We start from the raw sequence: 16013 nt of genomic DNA, 5'->3' as shown, positions 1-16013 counted from the left end.
GGCATTTCCTCAGGGAAAAGCAAGGAATACCTCTGATGCGCGTCCCGATTCTCATCACCGTCATAACCACGCTCGCCGCCGGACTTTCCGCCTGCCAGACGATGACGCCGGAGGAGCGGCGGGCGGCGGATGAGCTGCGTTGCCTCGGTTACGGGTTTCGCCGCGGCACCGATGGCTTTGCCACCTGCCTGCAGCGCATCGATCTCGACCGGCGGGCTGAATCGCGGGCGCAGAGCGCCGAACTGATGCAGAGCATGGCCTGGGATCTCAACGGGCCTTATATTTACCGCGAGCGCTGGCACCATCGTCATTAAGGCTCGTCGCCCGCAGGTGCTTTCCGGTCGTCTTGGTATTTTCCCGCTGGGCTTTCAGCTCTGATATGACCGCCTGCGCGGCCGCTAGCCTCGCGATCGGCACGCGGAAAGGCGAGCAGGAGACATAATCGAGCCCGATCGTCTCGCAGAAGCGGATCGAGGCCGGGTCGCCGCCATGTTCTCCGCAGATGCCGAGCTTCATGTCCTGGCGGGTGCGCCGGCCGCGTTCGGCGGCGATGCTGATCAGTTCGCCCACACCGTCGAAATCGAGCGAGATGAAGGGATCGTGCTCGATGATGCCCTTGCGCTGATAAGTCGGGATAAAGGCGGAGGCGTCGTCGCGCGAGATGCCGAAGGTGGTCTGCGTCAGGTCGTTGGTGCCGAAGGAGAAGAATTCGGCCGCTTCGGCGATCACATGGGCGCGAAGTGCGGCACGCGGCAGCTCGATCATCGTGCCGACGAGATAATCGATCTTCATGCCGGCCTCGTTCATCACATCGCCGGCAATTTCGTCGATGCGCGCCTTGACGTAATCGAGCTCGGAGCGCAGGCCGACGAGCGGCACCATGATTTCAGGCACGACGGCTGCACCCGTCTCATGGGCTGCGGCCACGGCCGCCTCGAAGATGGCGCGGGCCTGCATCTCGACGATTTCAGGGTAGGAGATCGCCAGACGACAGCCGCGATGGCCGAGCATCGGATTGAACTCGTGCAGCGCATCGACGCGCTGGCGCAAAGCCAGAGCCTCCATGCCCATGGCGAAGGCGACTTCAGCCACCTCGTCGTCGGTCTTCGGCAGGAATTCATGCAGTGGCGGATCGAGCAGGCGGATCGTCACCGGCAGGCCGTGCATGACGGTGAAGAGGCCGGTGAAATCCGAGCGCTGCATCGGCAGCAGCTTGTCGAGCGCCAGCCGCCTGCCCTTTTCGTTTTCGGCGAGAATCATCTCGCGCATGGCGTGGATGCGCTCGCCCTCGAAGAACATGTGTTCGGTGCGGCAAAGGCCGATGCCCTCGGCGCCGAAGGAGCGGGCGGCACGCGCATCGGCCGGCGTATCGGCATTGGTGCGCACCGTCATGCGCCGGGCGCGGTCGGCCCAGCCCATGATGCGGCCGAAATCGCCGGAAAGCTCCGGCTGGATCATCGGCACCTCGCCCTTCAGCACCTGGCCGGCGGAACCGTCGATGGTGATGATATCGCCCTTCTTCAGGGTAACGCCGATGCCGAGCAGTCGCTCGTTGCGTTGATCGATGCGCATGGTGCCGGCCCCGACGACGCAGGGCGTGCCCATGCCGCGGGCGACGACCGCCGCGTGGCTGGTCATGCCGCCGCGTGTGGTCAGGATGCCTTCGGCGGCATGCATGCCGTGAATATCCTCGGGGCTGGTCTCGACCCTGAGCAGGATGACCTTGCGGCCTTCCGCCTCAGCCTCCACCGCCTCTTCCGCGGTGAAGACGATGGCGCCGGTGGCCGCCCCCGGCGAGGCCGGAAGTCCCGCGCCGATGACCTGGCGGTTGACGCGCGGATCGATCGTCGGATGCAAGAGCTGGTCCAGGCTCGAGGGTTCGATGCGCAAGACCGCCTCTTCCTCGGTGATCACGCCCTCGTCGACCATGTCGACGGCGATCTTCATCGCCGCCCGCGTCGAGCGCTTGCCCGAGCGGGTCTGCAGCATCCAGAGCCTGCCGCGCTCGATCGTGAATTCGATATCCTGCATATCGCGGTAGTGGATCTCGAGTTCGGAGCAGATGCGGCTCAGCTCGCGAAACGCCTCCGGCATCAGCTTTTCCATCGAGGGCTTGTCGGAGCCGGAGGAAAGACGCCCCTCCTCGGTGATGCTCTGCGGCGTGCGGATGCCGGCGACGACATCCTCGCCCTGGGCGTTGACGAGGAATTCGCCGTAAAGCGCATTCTCGCCGGTCGAGGGGTTGCGGGTGAAGGCGACACCGGTGGCCGACGCATTGCCGAGATTGCCGAAAACCATGGCCTGGATATTGACGGCCGTGCCCCAGCCTTCCGGAATATTGTGGAGCTGGCGGTAGGTGACGGCGCGCGCGCTCATCCAGCTGGAAAAGACGGCGCCGACGGCACCCCAGAGCTGGACTTCCGGGTCCTGCGGAAACTCCTGCTCCAGTTCCTCTTCGATCAGCCGCTTGTAGAGCGAGACGATATGCTGCCATTCCGAGGCGCTGAGTTCAGTATCGAACTCGTAGCCGAGCTTGGCCTTCTCGTCTTCCAGTATCTCCTCGAAGGCATCGTTGCCGAGACCCATGACCACATCGGCATACATCTGGATGAAGCGGCGGTAACTGTCCCAGGCGAAACGGGCGTCGCCTGCATCATGGCCGAGCGCCTGCACCGTCTCGTCGTTGAGGCCGAGATTGAGGACCGTGTCCATCATGCCAGGCATGGAGACGCGCGCGCCGGAGCGCACCGATAGGAGCAGCGGCTGGCTGCCCGAGCCGAAGTGGCGGCCGGTGATCGCCTCTATGGCAGAAATGCCCGCCCGCACCCCGGCCTTCAGCCCTTCCTCGATGTGTCGGCCGTTCTTGTAATAGGTGTTGCAGGCGTCACTGACGATCGTCAGTCCTGGCGGCACCGGAAGCCCGAGGCGGCACATTTCCGCGAGATTGGCGCCTTTGCCGCCGAGAATCTCCTGGTCGCGCGCCCGGCCCTCTGCCTGCCCGTCGCCGAACGTATAGACCCACTTGGTCATATTCCCCCCAACACCAAACCGGGGCTAGCTTAATCCCTTGGTGTTGAAATGAAAATCGACAAGTGCGGCAAAATGTTGCGCCGCACAATAAATCTGCATGCTTGCTGGCTATCGAACCGATTGAAAGATTTCGGCGCATAAAAAAAGCTTTGCGGGACTGCAACATGTCCCGCAAAGCCTTGTTTCCGTCCGGCCAGGAAAACCGGACGGGGGGTCCCTCAACCCAGGAGCGGTTCCTAAAAATCGCTCTGACCTTAGTTTTACGCAATTCCCGGGAACCACTTTAAGCTTTTTCCGGGGAATTGCCCACGGCATCCGGTTTTGCCCTCTGCCGGAACACCGCTTCGCGAATTCGATATGCGCAACGTTGACTGCCTGCTTTTCAGCAAAAATATCAGGTTGCGTTGAAACAACTTCTAATGCAAGTCATCGCAAAGAGCATCACCCAAATGGGGTACAGGCCGCCCGAGAGCCGACCTTTTTTGGTGTTTAATGCCAGTCTTTTGATTTTTCGCAATTTTTGGACGCAAACCCGCTCAGTATCCGCGCTGGAATTGCTCTGGCGCTTCATCCAGTTCCGGACGCAAAGAACCACGTTACGCTTCTGTTGAGGTTGCTTTAGGCGATCTCGCGCAACCGCTCAGCCGTCTGCAGGTCGACGGAGACCAACTGGGAAACGCCCTGCTCGGCCATGGTGACGCCGAAGAGGCGGTTCATGCGGGCCATGGTGATGGGATTGTGGGTGATGATGACGAAGCGCGTTTCGGTGGAAGCGGCCATTTCGTCCATCAGATTGCAGTAGCGCTCCACATTGTGGTCGTCGAGCGGCGCATCCACCTCGTCGAGCACGCAGATCGGCGCCGGATTGGTGAGAAAGACCGCGAAGATCAGCGCCATTGCCGTCAGCGCCTGCTCGCCGCCGGAGAGCAGCGTCATGGTCTGCGGCTTCTTGCCGGGCGGGCGGGCCAGGATTTCGAGACCGGCCTCGAGCGGATCGTCCGATTCGATCAGTTGCAGCTCGGCCGTGCCGCCACCAAAAAGATGGGTGAACAGCCGCTGGAACTGGGCATTGACGATGTCGAAGGCGGCGATCAGGCGCTCGCGGCCCTCGCGGTTGAGGCTCTGGATGGCGCCACGCAGCTTGCGGATCGCATCGATGACATCGTCGCGTTCCTTGACCAGCGTTTCGAGCTTCTCGCTCAGTTCCTTCTGTTCCTCGTCGGCGCGCAGGTTGACGGCGCCGAGGCGCTCGCGCTCCATCCTCAGGCGTTCGAGCTCGCGCTCGACTTCACGCGGGTCGGGGAGAGCCTGCATGGCCGGACGCCCGGTCAGACGCAGCGCCTCGTGCGGGGGCACGTTGAGGACTTCGCGGATGCGGCTTTCGCTTTCCTGCCGCTTCTCGCGGGCAGAGACGAGGCGCTCCTCGGCGCGGCCGCGCCGTTCGCGGCATTCGGCAAGCTCGGAAAGCGCCGTCGCCGCCTTGTGGTCGGCTTCGCGCTGGATGCGTTCGGCCTCGGCCAGGAGATCGCCGGCGTTTCGGCGCGCTTCTTCCGCCTTCTGCAATTCGCTGAGCAGGGCGCGGCGTTTGTCATCGAATTCATCCGGCGCCATTTCGAGGTCGGCAGCCTCTTCGCGCGCCTCTTCCTCGCGCTCGCGCAAGGTGGCGACATGATCTTCTCCGCTTGCCGCGCGCTGGCGCCAGGTCTCGCGCTCCTGGCCGATCGCGACGATGCGGCGCTGGCGGGCCTCATTTTCCCTGGCGAGACTTTCGTGGCGGGCGCGGCTTTCGGCGAGCGCGCCGCGATCCGTCGCAACTTCGGCCTGCTGGAAACGCAGCCGCTCATCGATCTCGGTCAGATCGGGCGCATCCTCCAGCTCGATGCGGGCATTCTCCTCCTGGACGGCGATCTCTTCGAGCTGCGCGCCAAGCTGGCTGGCGGCCTCGCTGACAACGTCACGGCGGCGGATCAGGTCGCCAGAGGCGCGCTCGGCAGCCGCGAGCGCTTCACGCGCTTCGCCGAGATGACGCGCCGACAGACGGCTCATATCGCGCGACTCGGCGAGCCTCCGCTCCTCCCCGCGGATCGCCTCGGCGGCGGCAACCTGCCGCTCCTCAGCTTCCACAAGCACGTCGCGGGCAAGCGCCGCCTCGCCCTCAAGTTCCGCCAGGCGGTTTTTCTGGGCGAGGCGAAGGGCAGCAGCGCTCGGGGCATCGGCACCCGTGACATGGCCATCCCAGCGGTAAACGGCGCCCTCTTTCGTCACCAGCCGCTGGCCGGGCTTCAGCGTCGCCATCAGGGACCCTGCATCAGCCTCCGCGACGAGGCCGATCTGGCGCAGACGGCGGGTCAGCGCGGACGGCGCACGAACGTGGTCGAGCAGCGGCGTAACGCCTGACGGAAGCGCCGGATCGGCGGCGCCATCGCCGTTTTCGGACCAATGGGCCGGCGCCTCGGCATCAAGCGGCGATTCGAGATCGTCGCCGAGGGCCGCACCCAGCGCGGTTTCGAAGCCGCGATCGACCTTCAGCTCTTCGGCAACTGGGGGAAATCTGCCCGCCGCCGCCCCGGCGGCCAGCATGCGGGAAATAGTGCGGGCCTCGGTCTCCAGCGCATTCAGCGCCGAACGGGCCTGCTCGACCGGCGCGCGCGACAGTGCCTCCGTCTGGCGGGCAGCGGCAAGCGCCTGTTCGACCGCCTGGACCGCGGCCTCGGCGTCGGCAACGGCGATTTCGCCGGCCTCGACCATCGCGCGCTTCTCCTCGGGATCGGGCAGGCCGGCAATCTTCTCGCCGATGGCCGACAGTTCCTGGTTCGCCTCGTTCATGTGGCGTTCGAGGCGCATCCGGCGATCGGCGAGATCGCGGATGGCGCGCTCGAGCTGATTACGGCCGGCGGCCGCTTCGGCACGTTCGGCCGTCAGAACGGTGAAGATGCGCTCGCTGTCGGCCAGCTTTGCGGCCGCCCCTTCGAAAGCCTCACGGGTTTCCTCGGCATAGCGGCCGGAATCGGCGAGGACCTCCAAGATCTCCGCCTCTTCGGCATCAAGCTTGGCGAGGATGACGGCATTGTCGGCCACCAGCCGCTCCTCGCGGCGAATATCCTCCGCAAGCTGGGCGAGCCGGCGCGTGAGTTCGTCGCGGCGGCGCAGGATGCGGCCGGCATCTTCCTCCAGCTGGCTTCTGGCGATCTGCAGTCGCTGCAACGCGGCGGCGGCGCGGGCTTCCCCCTCACGCAGTTCCGGCAGCTTGAGGCTGGCGATGCCCTGGTGCTTCGCCGCTTCCATCTGGACCTGCGCCTTTTCGGCGACGACTGATGTCGCCTGGTTCAGGGCGCTGTCGGCCTCGGCCTCGGCCTCCTTGGCCTGCACCCAGCGGATATGCAGAAGCATCGCCTCGCGAGCGCGAATATCGGCAGACAGCGTCTTGAAGCGGTTCGCCTGGCGGGCCTGGCGCTTCAGGCTCTCGATCTGGCTTTCCAGCTGCGAAGTGACGTCGTCGAGACGCTCGAGATTGCTTTCGGCGGCGCGCAGGCGCAGCTCGGCCTCATGGCGGCGCGAATGCAGGCCCGAAATGCCTGCCGCCTCTTCGAGCAGCTGGCGGCGGGCCTGCGGCTTTGCCTGGATCAGCTCGCCGATGCGGCCCTGCCCGACCATCGAGGGCGACCGGGCGCCGGTGGAGGCGTCGGCAAAGAGCAACTGCACGTCCTTGGCGCGGCTTTCCTTGCCGTTGATGCGATAGAGCGAGCCCTGCTCGCGCTCGATGCGGCGGGTGACCTGGATCTCGTCGGCATCGTTGAAGGCGGCAGGCGCGGTGCGCTCGGCATTGTCGAGATACAGCGCGACTTCAGCGGTGTTGCGCGCCGGACGGTTGCCCGAACCGGAAAAGATCACGTCGTCCATGCCGGAGGCGCGCATGTTCTTGTAGGAATTCTCGCCCATCACCCAGCGCAGCGCCTCGACAAGGTTGGACTTGCCGCAGCCGTTCGGACCGACGACGCCGGTCAGCCCGCGCTCGATGATGAATTCCGTCGGCTCGACGAAGGATTTGAAGCCGACCAGGCGCAGCTTGTTGAACTTCATGCAGAAATATCCACGGCAGGAAGCCCCCTCATCCGCCTGCCGGCACCTTCTCCCCGCTGGGGCGAAGGGGATGTGCCGCAACGTCTCGATCCCCTCTTCTCCCCAGCGGGGAGAAGGTGCCCGTAGGGCGGATGAGGGGGCCACACCCGCAAACTGCGCTGAAAACAAAAAACGGGCGCACGGCTTTCGCCGTCGCCCGTCATTTCGAAACGGTCCGGTTCAGAGCAGGCTGTCGATGAGCGCCGACATGGTTTCAACCGGCATGTCTCCAGAATAGCGCTTGCCATTGATGAGGAAAGTCGGCGTGGCGTTGACGCCGAAGTCCTTGGAACCTCTTTCCCGCGTGGCGTTCACTTCATCCAGAAGCTTCTGGTTCGTCAAGCATTTCGTAAAGCTATCCTCAGTAAATCCGGCCAGCTTCGACATCTGCAGCAGCGCGGCGCGGCCGTCATCGGCGGCGGCCCAGACCTGCTGCTGCTTGAACAGCATGGATACCATCGGGAAATACTGCTCCGGCGTGCTCAACTGCTCCGGATTGGAGGCATTGCAGCGGGCAAGCATGAAGGCGGCGGCAGCGCGCGGATCGAAGGGGAATTCGCGGATGATGAACTGCACCTTGCCGCTGTCGACGTATTTCTGCTTGATGGTGTCAAAGGTGGTGTTGTGGAAATGGGCGCAGTGCGGGCACGTCATCGACATGTATTCGACGATCTTGACCGGGGCATCGGCCTTGCCCAGCGCCATCTCAGGCAAGGCGCCGGGCTTCAGCACTTCGGCCATATCGACGTCGCCGTCGGACTGCGGCATTTCGGTGCCCGACGTGGCAGCCGTCTGAATGGTGTCGACATTGGTGCCGTCAGCCATGGTCTTGCCGGAGGACGAAGCATCGGCAGCGTCCTTGCTGTCGTTGCAGGCGGCAAGCGCTACGGCAGCTGCGGCGATGGCGATACCGCCCAGAAGGCGGCGTTTCGTCAGTTGCATTTCGGACATCTGCATGGGTTCCCCATAGGTATGAGAGTGACGGCGTGACTGTGCGATATAACGGCTGACGGCCGCTCACAAGCCACGGATCAGCAACTTCCTTCAAAGAATTGTGACCGTGATGGGACCGCCAGACAAAATTGCGATCGGTCGGCACGCAGATTCATCGGTATACGTCACGGCGATTGCCGATATGCACATGCCCCAGCTTCTCAGACTTGCGCTCGGCTGCGCGGAGGAACTCAATTCTCCAGGCCATGACGCTCCATCAGTTCGGCCAATGGCACAGTATCACTCTCACCCCGGCGAAGTTCTTCAAGGCACTTTTCGGCCAGATAGATATCTTCGAGATCATTGATATGTTCGAGGAGGGCTTGGCGGGCATAAAAGCTTTTGCTGCGGCCAGTGCGCCTGGCAAGGTCATCGAGCCGCGCTTCGACATCAGGCGGCAACCGCAAAACCAGCATGATTTCTCTCCCGTCTACTATATAAACGCGGCATCCGAGGTGCTTGATCTCCAGTGCTTCTTCACCACTGAAAAATCGAAGAGAGTTTAGCGTCAAGGTTCGCTGATGAGATCGAGGATGAGCCTCGCCAGCGGTTGCTCTGAGCCGGCAAAGCTCTCGATCATGGCGTCGATGACACGTTCGCGATCAAGCACTTCAGCATTGAACGGTAGACCAGCACGCTCGGCCAGAAGTGCGAGAAAGGTCAATTGGGTGCGGCCGTTACCCTCACGGAAAGGGTGTATGGCATTGATCTCGGCGAGGAGGTGGGCGGCTTGAACTGCAAAATCTGCTTGTGTCAGTCCTTGGAAATAGTTTGCCTGGGCCAATTCATGAAAAATCCGGCTCAGTTCATTAGCGATGAATTCGGGATAGCAGAACCAGTTGCCACCTTTGCCGATACGGATGGCACGGATCTCGCCGGCCCAGTCGTAGACATCCTGGAACAGGTGCCGGTGTAGGGCGAGATAGTGCGTGAGATCCAGATCGCCCTCCGGCCAAGGCTCATCCGAGCGGAGCACGAACATCGCTGTTTCGAACTCATCGAGCTCATTCTGATCCGTAAGGTCCAGTTTGTTGCGGAGCACGGGCGTGCCCAGATAACAGAGCGGGTCGTATTCGGCAGTATAGACCAACGTTCAGGCAGACTTGCGGACAAACTGCGCGCGGATCGCTTCACGGCGCGCTTCTGCCGGCTGGTCCTTAGTCTCGGCGAGGACCTCACGCATGCGCGAGCTGAGTACCAAGCCTTCGACCGCACTGATCTTTTCGGCACGCGCCTGGGTCAGGCGACCGATATTGGCATTGCGGGTCAAGTTCGGCTGTTTGCTCATCGTGACTCAGAACGTAGCACGACCGCATATGGACTCGCAAAAGGAATTCGTTTGATTTGAACGCCGGGATCACTGCGAGCACGATACAGATAGGCAAGCGGCAGGCAACGGATTACCGTCCTCGCTTGCCCATCACCGCGGTCCCTAAGCGCTGAATCGCCTGGCGCAGCTTGTCGCCCTCGATGCCTTCCATCATGCCTTCGAGCTTGCGGGCGGCTTCGCCCTTCAGCGGCTGCGGGGTGCGGGAGCGGCGGACGGCCTGGGAGACCGGCTTCTGGACGATGCGAATCTGGTGGACGGCTGCGAAGCCGAAGAAGCTGTTGATGCGCTGGATGAGTTCGCCCTGGGCATGGGTGAGGAAAAGCGCGCGCGCGCCTTCGCAGGCGATCGTCAGCACGCCGGGGCGAAAGCTGCCGTCATCGCCGCCGCGCGCCCAGGCGATCTTTTCCGGCCGGGTGCAATCGGCGAAATCCTCGCCGGCGATTTCGTCCCAGGAGCCGAGCAGCGCCGTGTTGATGCCGGCGCGCCGGGCCAGGACGGGATCGATCAGCCCATTCGCCAGCTCGGAAATCTGCTTCACATCTTTGCGTGGATAACTCATCGAAACCCTTCAGCGGCGGCGCGATTTGGCGGGACCGACTTGATCGCGCGGCATTGCTTCGCCAAGTATAGGGCCTTCCCCCCATCGCGGCAAATCATGACGATCACAACCCTCGACACGCCCTCGGCAAAGCCCCTTCTCGACTGGTACGACCGGCATCACCGCGACCTGCCCTGGCGCGTAGCGCCCGGCATGGCGGCGCGCGGCGTCAAACCCGATCCCTATCACATCTGGCTTTCCGAGGTGATGCTGCAGCAGACGACGGTGCAGGCGGTCAAACCCTATTTCGCCAAGTTTCTGCAGCGCTGGCCCGCAGTGACCGACCTTGCCGCCGCCGCAAACGATGAGGTGATGGCCGCCTGGGCGGGGCTCGGCTACTACGCCCGTGCCCGCAACCTGAAGAAATGCGCCGAAGCGGTGGCTAGGGAATATGGCGGCATCTTTCCTGACACGGAAGCAGGGCTCAAGTCGCTGCCCGGCATCGGCGACTATACGGCCGCCGCCGTCGCGGCCATCGCTTTCAACCGCCAGGCGGCGGTCATGGACGGCAATGTCGAGCGGGTGATCTCCAGGCTTTACGCGATCGAAACGCCGCTTCCGGCGGCAAAGCCTTTGATGAAGGAGAAAGTGGCGCTGCTGACGCCTGCGGCGCGGCCCGGCGATTTCGCCCAGGCGATGATGGATCTCGGCGCCACGATCTGCACGCCGAAGCGGCCGGCCTGTTCGCTCTGTCCGTTCCGGGGCGCCTGCGAGGCGTTGAGGCTTTCCGATCCCGAGCTCTTTCCCGTCAAGGCGGCGAAGAAGGAGAAGCCGGTGCGGCAGGGCGCGGCCTTCATCGCGGTCACCGCCGATGGTGAGATTCTTTTGCGGCGGCGGGCGGATAGCGGCCTGCTCGGCGGCATGACCGAGGTGCCGACGACGGCCTGGACGGCGCGCGTCGATGGCGAGACGTCGGCGGAAGCCGCCCCCTTCAATGCGGCATGGCAGGCCTGCGGCACCGTCGTCCATGTCTTTACGCATTTCGAACTCAGGCTTTCGATCTACCGCACGGCCATCGCCGCCACGGTCGACACGAATGACGGATGGTGGGAGCCGGTCACAAATCTTGAAGCGCAGGCCTTGCCGACCGTCATGAAAAAAGCGATCGCAGCGGCTATTCCTCTCGCGTTCAAAACATCCAAGGGATGACCATGACCACCGACATAAAGCATATCGTTTTCGACATCGGCAAAGTTCTTATTCATTACGATCCGCATCTTCCCTTCGCCCGCCTCATCCCTGATGAGACAGAGCGCAACTGGTTCTTCGCCAATATCTGCACCCATGACTGGAACATCGAGCAGGACCGCGGCCGCACATGGCAAGAGGCCGAAGCGCTGCTGATTGCCCAGCACCCGGCACGTGAAGAGCATATTCGCGCCTTCCGCAAATACTGGCACGAAATGGTGCCGCACGCCTATGAGGACAGCGTCGCGATCATGGAAGGGCTGATTGCCGAAGGCCACGACGTGACGATGCTGACCAATTTCGCCTCCGACACTTTCCGCGAGGCGCAGCAGCGTTTCCCCTTTCTCACCAAACCGCGCGGCGTCACCGTTTCCGGCGATGTCGGCCTGATCAAGCCGGATGCGGCAATCTACGACACGCATACGAAGAGCTTCGGCCTCGATCCCAGGGCGACGATCTTCATCGACGACGCGCCTGTTAATGTCGAAGGCGCCAAAGCCTTCGGCTGGAATGCGGTGCTGTTTTCGGGCGCGGAGAAGCTGCGCAGCGATCTCGCCGCTTACGGATTGAAGATCTGAGCCATGGCTTTCGACCCGGCAGAGGAAATCGAGCGCTTTCACGCCGCGATCAACGCCCTCGATTTTCCGGTCATCGAGGGGTATTTCGCCGAGGACGCCACCTATGTCTCGAACGGCGTCGGCAGCCTTGCCGGGCGGAGCGAGATCATGGCCGCCTTTCGGAAATATTTCGATGACTATCCCGATCAGACCGCGGAAAATTCGCTTGTCGAAACGCTGACGCCGCTGTCCGGCCGGGCCGTCTGGTCGCTTCGCGCCACCCACAGCAAGACGGGCCAGCCGCTGATCCGCGAGGGCGAGGAGACGATCACCTTCAATACGGAAGGCCGCATCACCCGCGTCGACGTCACCGATTACAAGGACTTCTGAACGGCCCCTCAAATAGAAGACGCCCGAGGTTCGAGCCCCGGGCGCCTTGGCCTTCTTCCGCAACTGGAGGAAACCGGAAGAAGGTATCTCGATCCGCCGAAGGTGCTGCTCACTCCACCTTTGCCAGATCACTGCGGATGACGGACCTGAGATCGTCGATCGGGCGCAGGGACTGCCCGTCTTCGAAATGCCAGAAGGTCCATCCGTTGCATGCATCGAGACCCTGTACCTTGGCGCCGAGACGATGAATGGAGCCGGCCTCGCCGCCTGATGCGACGGTGCCGTCGGCACGCACGATCGCGCTGTAGCGGCGTTTGGCGTCGGTCAGCACCTGGCCGGGCTTGATCAGGCCGCTTTCGACAAGCACGTTGAAGGCGACGCGCACCTCGGCCTTCTTGCCGGTCATGACGGTCAGTTCCGCCTTGCCGAGCGGCTCGACGGCGGCGATGCGGGCGGATGCCGCATCGATATAATCCTGCTCGCGCTCGATGCCGACGAAGTGACGGCCGAGACGCTTGGCGACGGCGCCCGTCGTTCCCGAACCGAAGAAGGGATCGAGCACGATATCGCCCGGCTTGGTCGAGGCCATGATGACGCGGGCGAGCAGCGCTTCCGGCTTCTGGGTCGGATGCACCTTCTTGCCGTCCTCGCCCTTCAGCCGCTCATTGCCGTTGCATATCGGAAAGAGCCAGTCGGAGCGCATCTGCACATCGTCGTTGGCGGCCTTCATCGCATCGTAATTGAAGGTATAGCCCTTGGCCTTGGCGTTGGGGCTCGCCCAGATCATCGTCTCATGGGCGTTCTGGAACCGGCGGCCCTTGAAATTCGGCATCGGATTGGTCTTGCGCCAGATGATGTCGTTGAGGATCCAGAAGTTCAGATCCTGCAGCGTCGCGCCGACGCGGAAAATGTTGTGATATGAGCCGATCACCCAGATCGAACCCGTCGGCTTCAAGACACGGCGGCAGGCCAGCAGCCAGGCGCGGGTGAAGGCGTCATAGGCTTCGAAGGAAGCAAATTGATCCCATTCGTCATCGACCGCATCGACCAGCGACTGATCGGGACGATGCAGCGTTCCGCCGAGCTGGAGGTTATAAGGCGGGTCGGCGAAGATCACATCGACGGAGTGGGTGGGCAAGGCTTCAAGGGCGCTGACGCAATCGCCCTTGATGATCGTGTCGATCCAGGACTCCGACCGGGAACCCGGGTTGACGGAGGCCTTGAGGTCGGCAAGCGGAAAAACTGATGCCATTCTGATACTCACTCATACGCTTTACGCTTAACTCTCCGTTATGGTTACGCAACTTAGTTACCAAAGCCTGAAGGGGCGGCCGATTTCGGGAATTTATTAGGGTGCCGCCCCGTCACGCCGCATCATGAACCTCGCGACTATCTGCCGGCACCTCGTCGCGTTCGAACATGCCGTAATCGCGCACTACGCTGGCGATGCGCAGGCGGTAGTCGGCGAAGATGCCGCCACGGCCGGCTTGTTGGGCTGCCCGGTGGGCTTCGAGGTTGCGCCATTTGCGGACGGCCTCCTCGTCGCGGAAGAAGGAGAGCGACAGCAGCTTGCCGCGGTTGGTCAGGCTCTCGAAACGCTCGATCGAGATGAAGCCGTCGATCTTTTCGAGCTCGGATCGCAATTCGCCGGCGAGGTCGAGATATTTGTGGCGTTCGCCCATATAGGGCACGACTTCGAAGATGACGGCGATCATGGCAGCACCAGCCTGGCGTGAGGGGCGGAGACGTTTTTGAGGAAGATGCGGTCCTCCTTGCGGATGAAGCCTTCGCGTCTGGCGAATTCGTAATTGTCGCGGCCGAGCGGATCGGCGGCCAGCCTGGCGCGGTAGGCTTCATAGACGGCGAGGCTTTCGATGTTGTAGACGCCGTAGGCGGTCGTCGCAGAGCCCTCATGCGGGCCGAAATAGCCGATCAGGTCGGCGCCGTTCCGGGGGATCGTCTGGCCCCAATTGCGGGCATATTCGGCAAAGGCTTCCTTCTTGAAAGGGTCGATCTGATAGCGGATGAAGCAGGTGATCATCGGTTTCTCCTTTTCGCTCCATCCGTTTTCGCACATTGCCTGACGGCGATGCTTCGGTTACGATCGAAGTATGAAGGAAGGTCCTGACATCGCGCAGATCGGCGCGCTCATCGGCGATCCCGCCCGTGCCAATATGCTGGCGGCGCTGACCGGCGGGCGGGCGCTGACGGCGACCGAGCTTGCCGGCGTCGGCGGCATCACCGTGCAGACGGCGAGCACGCATCTTGCCAAGCTCGAAGCCGGCGGGCTGCTTGCCCAGCGCAAACAGGGCCGGCATCGCTATTTCACGCTTGCCGACGAGGCGGCCGCACGGCTGATCGAAAGCATGATGGGCTTTGCCGCCGGACGGGGACATTTGCGCCATCGCCCAGGCCCGAAGGAGCCGGCGCTGCGCAAGGCGCGCATCTGCTACGATCATCTTGCCGGCGATTACGGCGTGCGCATGCTCGACAGCCTCATTTCCTCCGGATCGATCGACGCGGTCGGAGATGGCCTTGCGCTGACTGAAAAGGGTGAAAGCGACCTAAAATGCATCGGCATCGATGTCGGCGCGCTCAGATCGTCGCGCCGCCCGCTCTGCCGCTCGTGCCTCGACTGGAGCGAAAGGCGGGCCCATCTTGCCGGCAGCCTCGGCAAGGCTCTGCTGGCAAGCTTCCTCGACAAGGGATGGGCGCGGCGGGCGGCCGAAAGCCGCTCCATCCTCTTCTCGCCGGAAGGCGACCGGCAGTTCCTGAAGCTTTTCCCGCTGGAAACTAATTAGGCGCAACACGCACGCCGCGGAATCCGCCGCCGGCGATGTCGCTGCAAAACTCGCTCCATTCGCAACCCTCGCAGGCGCTTTTAAACTCTTCCATGGCGAAGCGCAGGCGAAGGCGGCGCAGAAGCCTTTCATCGGGCGAAATTCGCACCCCCTGCCCGACTGTGATGCGGAGCAGGCGACCGATGGTTTCTGCCGCGGCCTCGTCTCGGCGTGCAGGGCCGGGACTGAAACAATGGGCCGACGGATCTTGCAGAAGCGGCGCGCAGATGTCGTCGGGGCCGGAGACGATTTCGATATCCTCTCCGGCCGAAAGACGCGCGGCGATGCGGTGGTAATTGGCGATGAAGGCTGGCGTATAGCCTTCACCGACAAAGGTCAGCATGCAGAGCAGATGATGGGCGCGAAGCCGGACGGTCAATTCAGCCGCGTCCGGCCGGCATAGATCCGCAGGCCCTTCAGCATGGCGGCGGCGAGCGCGGATTTCAGCACGGCGCCGAGAATGAAGGGAGCAACGCCGAGAGCCCACGCCTTTTCCGTGCCGAGAAGAGAGGCGAGGTAGAGGCCGCCCATGGCAAGGCAAAGAAGATTGGCGGAAAAATGCGCGACGAAGCTCGCCACCACCCGGTCTCCTGTCCAGCCGTGCTCGGAAAGCCAGCCGGCGAGAGCGGCGATGACAGGGAAGGAAACGAGATAGCCGGCGGTCGGACCGGCGAAGGGCGCCAGGCCGCCGCTGCCGTTGGCAAGGACGGGCAAACCGAGCATGGCTTCACCGAGCCAGGCGAGCACGGTCAGCGCACCGAGACGCCAGCCGTAAAGCGCGCCGATCATGGTGACCGCAAAGGTCTGCATGGTGATGGGAACCGGCACCATCGGCACGGCGATCTGCGAGGCGAGCGCAAGCACCAGCGTGCCGGCGAGAACGAAGGCGGCTTTTACCGCCAGCGGCCTCGCGGAGAGACGCAATGGATCGAAGACAAGGCCGTGTGACGGATCGGACAGGGACATAG

17 protein-coding genes are annotated in these 16013 nt (G+C 63.1%); 5 read left to right on the top strand and 12 right to left on the bottom strand.

The features are described from left to right. Positions 1-35 precede the first annotated feature (35 nt). Positions 36-314 carry a hypothetical protein gene (locus tag CO670_RS13555; RefSeq protein ID WP_097590705.1) on the top strand — a complete coding sequence of 93 codons (279 nt, stop codon included), beginning with the start codon at positions 36-38 and terminating at the stop codon, positions 312-314. On the opposite strand, the gene ppdK is transcribed toward CO670_RS13555, so the two are convergent. From ppdK to CO670_RS13520, 7 genes are all read right to left on the bottom strand, one after another. Then, entirely contained in the window at positions 268-3030 is a 2763-nt protein-coding gene (ppdK, locus tag CO670_RS13550; protein WP_097590704.1) for a pyruvate, phosphate dikinase, read from the bottom strand. The genes CO670_RS13555 and ppdK overlap by 47 nt on opposite strands. 618 nt (positions 3031-3648) lie before the next feature. Next, positions 3649-7110: a chromosome segregation protein SMC gene (gene smc / locus CO670_RS13545; RefSeq protein WP_097590703.1), complete on the bottom strand. Its 3462-nt coding sequence runs from the start codon at positions 7108-7110 to the stop codon at positions 3649-3651. Between the two features lie 219 nt (positions 7111-7329). Continuing rightward, on the bottom strand, positions 7330-8106 hold the full coding sequence (locus tag CO670_RS13540) for a DsbA family protein (RefSeq protein ID WP_097590702.1): 777 nt from the start codon (positions 8104-8106) through the stop codon (positions 7330-7332). A 227-nt stretch (positions 8107-8333) separates the two neighbouring features. Beyond that, the gene (locus tag CO670_RS13535; protein WP_097590701.1) at positions 8334-8558 is read right to left on the bottom strand and encodes a DUF6290 family protein; all 225 of its coding nucleotides are present in this window, start codon (positions 8556-8558) and stop codon (positions 8334-8336) included. Positions 8559-8650: 92 nt separating this feature from the next. Next, positions 8651-9232 carry a Fic family protein gene (locus CO670_RS13530; RefSeq protein ID WP_097590700.1) on the bottom strand — a complete coding sequence of 194 codons (582 nt, stop codon included), beginning with the start codon at positions 9230-9232 and terminating at the stop codon, positions 8651-8653. Between the two features lie 3 nt (positions 9233-9235). Beyond that, entirely contained in the window at positions 9236-9430 is a 195-nt protein-coding gene (locus CO670_RS13525) for a hypothetical protein (RefSeq protein ID WP_097590699.1), read from the bottom strand. A gap of 112 nt (positions 9431-9542) precedes the next feature. Beyond that, positions 9543-10031, bottom strand: a complete 489-nt coding sequence (locus CO670_RS13520; RefSeq protein ID WP_097590698.1) for a DUF721 domain-containing protein — start codon at positions 10029-10031, stop codon at positions 9543-9545. Positions 10032-10127: 96 nt separating this feature from the next. Here CO670_RS13520 and mutY point away from each other — a divergent pair, with 96 nt between their 5' ends. The 3 genes from mutY to CO670_RS13505 are packed head-to-tail and all read left to right on the top strand — an operon-like array spanning position 10128 to position 12205. Next, positions 10128-11219 (top strand): A/G-specific adenine glycosylase, encoded by a 1092-nt coding sequence (gene mutY, locus CO670_RS13515; RefSeq protein WP_097590697.1) that lies wholly within the window; start codon positions 10128-10130, stop codon positions 11217-11219. 2 nt (positions 11220-11221) lie between these two features. After that, on the top strand, positions 11222-11836 hold the full coding sequence (locus CO670_RS13510; protein WP_097590696.1) for an HAD family phosphatase: 615 nt from the start codon (positions 11222-11224) through the stop codon (positions 11834-11836). Positions 11837-11839: 3 nt separating this feature from the next. Continuing rightward, positions 11840-12205, top strand: coding sequence for a nuclear transport factor 2 family protein (locus CO670_RS13505; protein ID WP_097590695.1), 366 nt, complete (start codon positions 11840-11842; stop codon positions 12203-12205). A gap of 109 nt (positions 12206-12314) precedes the next feature. Here the strand turns inward: CO670_RS13505 and CO670_RS13500 are convergent, their stop codons facing one another. From CO670_RS13500 to CO670_RS13490, 3 genes are all read right to left on the bottom strand, one after another. After that, on the bottom strand, positions 12315-13457 hold the full coding sequence (locus CO670_RS13500; protein ID WP_097590694.1) for a site-specific DNA-methyltransferase: 1143 nt from the start codon (positions 13455-13457) through the stop codon (positions 12315-12317). Positions 13458-13569: 112 nt separating this feature from the next. After that, entirely contained in the window at positions 13570-13920 is a 351-nt protein-coding gene (locus CO670_RS13495) for an antibiotic biosynthesis monooxygenase (protein WP_097590693.1), read from the bottom strand. Then, a complete protein-coding gene (locus tag CO670_RS13490; protein WP_097590692.1) occupies positions 13917-14246 on the bottom strand; it encodes an NIPSNAP family protein in 330 nt (109 codons plus the stop codon). The genes CO670_RS13495 and CO670_RS13490 overlap by 4 nt, the downstream gene beginning before the upstream one ends. A gap of 70 nt (positions 14247-14316) precedes the next feature. Here CO670_RS13490 and CO670_RS13485 point away from each other — a divergent pair, with 70 nt between their 5' ends. After that, positions 14317-15006, top strand: coding sequence for a metalloregulator ArsR/SmtB family transcription factor (locus CO670_RS13485; RefSeq protein WP_097590691.1), 690 nt, complete (start codon positions 14317-14319; stop codon positions 15004-15006). Here CO670_RS13485 and CO670_RS13480 read toward each other — a convergent pair. Both CO670_RS13480 and CO670_RS13475 read right to left on the bottom strand, forming a co-directional pair. Continuing rightward, complete coding sequence (locus CO670_RS13480; RefSeq protein WP_348628103.1) at positions 14999-15388, bottom strand: DUF1284 domain-containing protein; 390 nt, start codon at positions 15386-15388, stop codon at positions 14999-15001. The genes CO670_RS13485 and CO670_RS13480 overlap by 8 nt on opposite strands. Positions 15389-15420: 32 nt before the next feature. Then, the gene (locus tag CO670_RS13475; protein WP_097590689.1) at positions 15421-16011 is read right to left on the bottom strand and encodes a biotin transporter BioY; all 591 of its coding nucleotides are present in this window, start codon (positions 16009-16011) and stop codon (positions 15421-15423) included. Between the last annotated feature and the right edge of the window lie 2 nt (positions 16012-16013).

This window comes from Rhizobium sp. J15 (genome assembly GCF_002531825.1).
Classification (GTDB): Bacteria; Pseudomonadota; Alphaproteobacteria; order Rhizobiales; family Rhizobiaceae; genus Rhizobium.
This window is presented reverse-complemented; position numbering and strand designations above follow the sequence as displayed.

Excerpts from the sequence above, each read along its gene's own strand:
- CO670_RS13500 (WP_097590694.1), bottom strand. The coding sequence starts at position 13,457 with ATGGCATCAGTTTTTCCGCTTGCCGACCTCAAGGCCTCCGTCAACCCG.
- CO670_RS13505 (WP_097590695.1), top strand. The coding sequence starts at position 11,840 with ATGGCTTTCGACCCGGCAGAGGAAATCGAGCGCTTTCACGCCGCGATC.
- CO670_RS13490 (WP_097590692.1), bottom strand. The coding sequence starts at position 14,246 with ATGATCACCTGCTTCATCCGCTATCAGATCGACCCTTTCAAGAAGGAA.
- mutY (WP_097590697.1), top strand. The coding sequence starts at position 10,128 with ATGACGATCACAACCCTCGACACGCCCTCGGCAAAGCCCCTTCTCGAC.
- CO670_RS13480 (WP_348628103.1), bottom strand. The coding sequence starts at position 15,388 with ATGCTGACCTTTGTCGGTGAAGGCTATACGCCAGCCTTCATCGCCAAT.
- CO670_RS13535 (WP_097590701.1), bottom strand. The coding sequence starts at position 8,558 with ATGCTGGTTTTGCGGTTGCCGCCTGATGTCGAAGCGCGGCTCGATGAC.
- CO670_RS13540 (WP_097590702.1), bottom strand. The coding sequence starts at position 8,106 with ATGCAGATGTCCGAAATGCAACTGACGAAACGCCGCCTTCTGGGCGGT.
- CO670_RS13525 (WP_097590699.1), bottom strand. The coding sequence starts at position 9,430 with ATGAGCAAACAGCCGAACTTGACCCGCAATGCCAATATCGGTCGCCTG.
- CO670_RS13475 (WP_097590689.1), bottom strand. The coding sequence starts at position 16,011 with ATGTCCCTGTCCGATCCGTCACACGGCCTTGTCTTCGATCCATTGCGT.
- CO670_RS13495 (WP_097590693.1), bottom strand. The coding sequence starts at position 13,920 with ATGATCGCCGTCATCTTCGAAGTCGTGCCCTATATGGGCGAACGCCAC.
- CO670_RS13510 (WP_097590696.1), top strand. The coding sequence starts at position 11,222 with ATGACCACCGACATAAAGCATATCGTTTTCGACATCGGCAAAGTTCTT.
- CO670_RS13520 (WP_097590698.1), bottom strand. The coding sequence starts at position 10,031 with ATGAGTTATCCACGCAAAGATGTGAAGCAGATTTCCGAGCTGGCGAAT.
- ppdK (WP_097590704.1), bottom strand. The coding sequence starts at position 3,030 with ATGACCAAGTGGGTCTATACGTTCGGCGACGGGCAGGCAGAGGGCCGG.
- CO670_RS13485 (WP_097590691.1), top strand. The coding sequence starts at position 14,317 with ATGAAGGAAGGTCCTGACATCGCGCAGATCGGCGCGCTCATCGGCGAT.
- CO670_RS13555 (WP_097590705.1), top strand. The coding sequence starts at position 36 with ATGCGCGTCCCGATTCTCATCACCGTCATAACCACGCTCGCCGCCGGA.
- smc (WP_097590703.1), bottom strand. The coding sequence starts at position 7,110 with ATGAAGTTCAACAAGCTGCGCCTGGTCGGCTTCAAATCCTTCGTCGAG.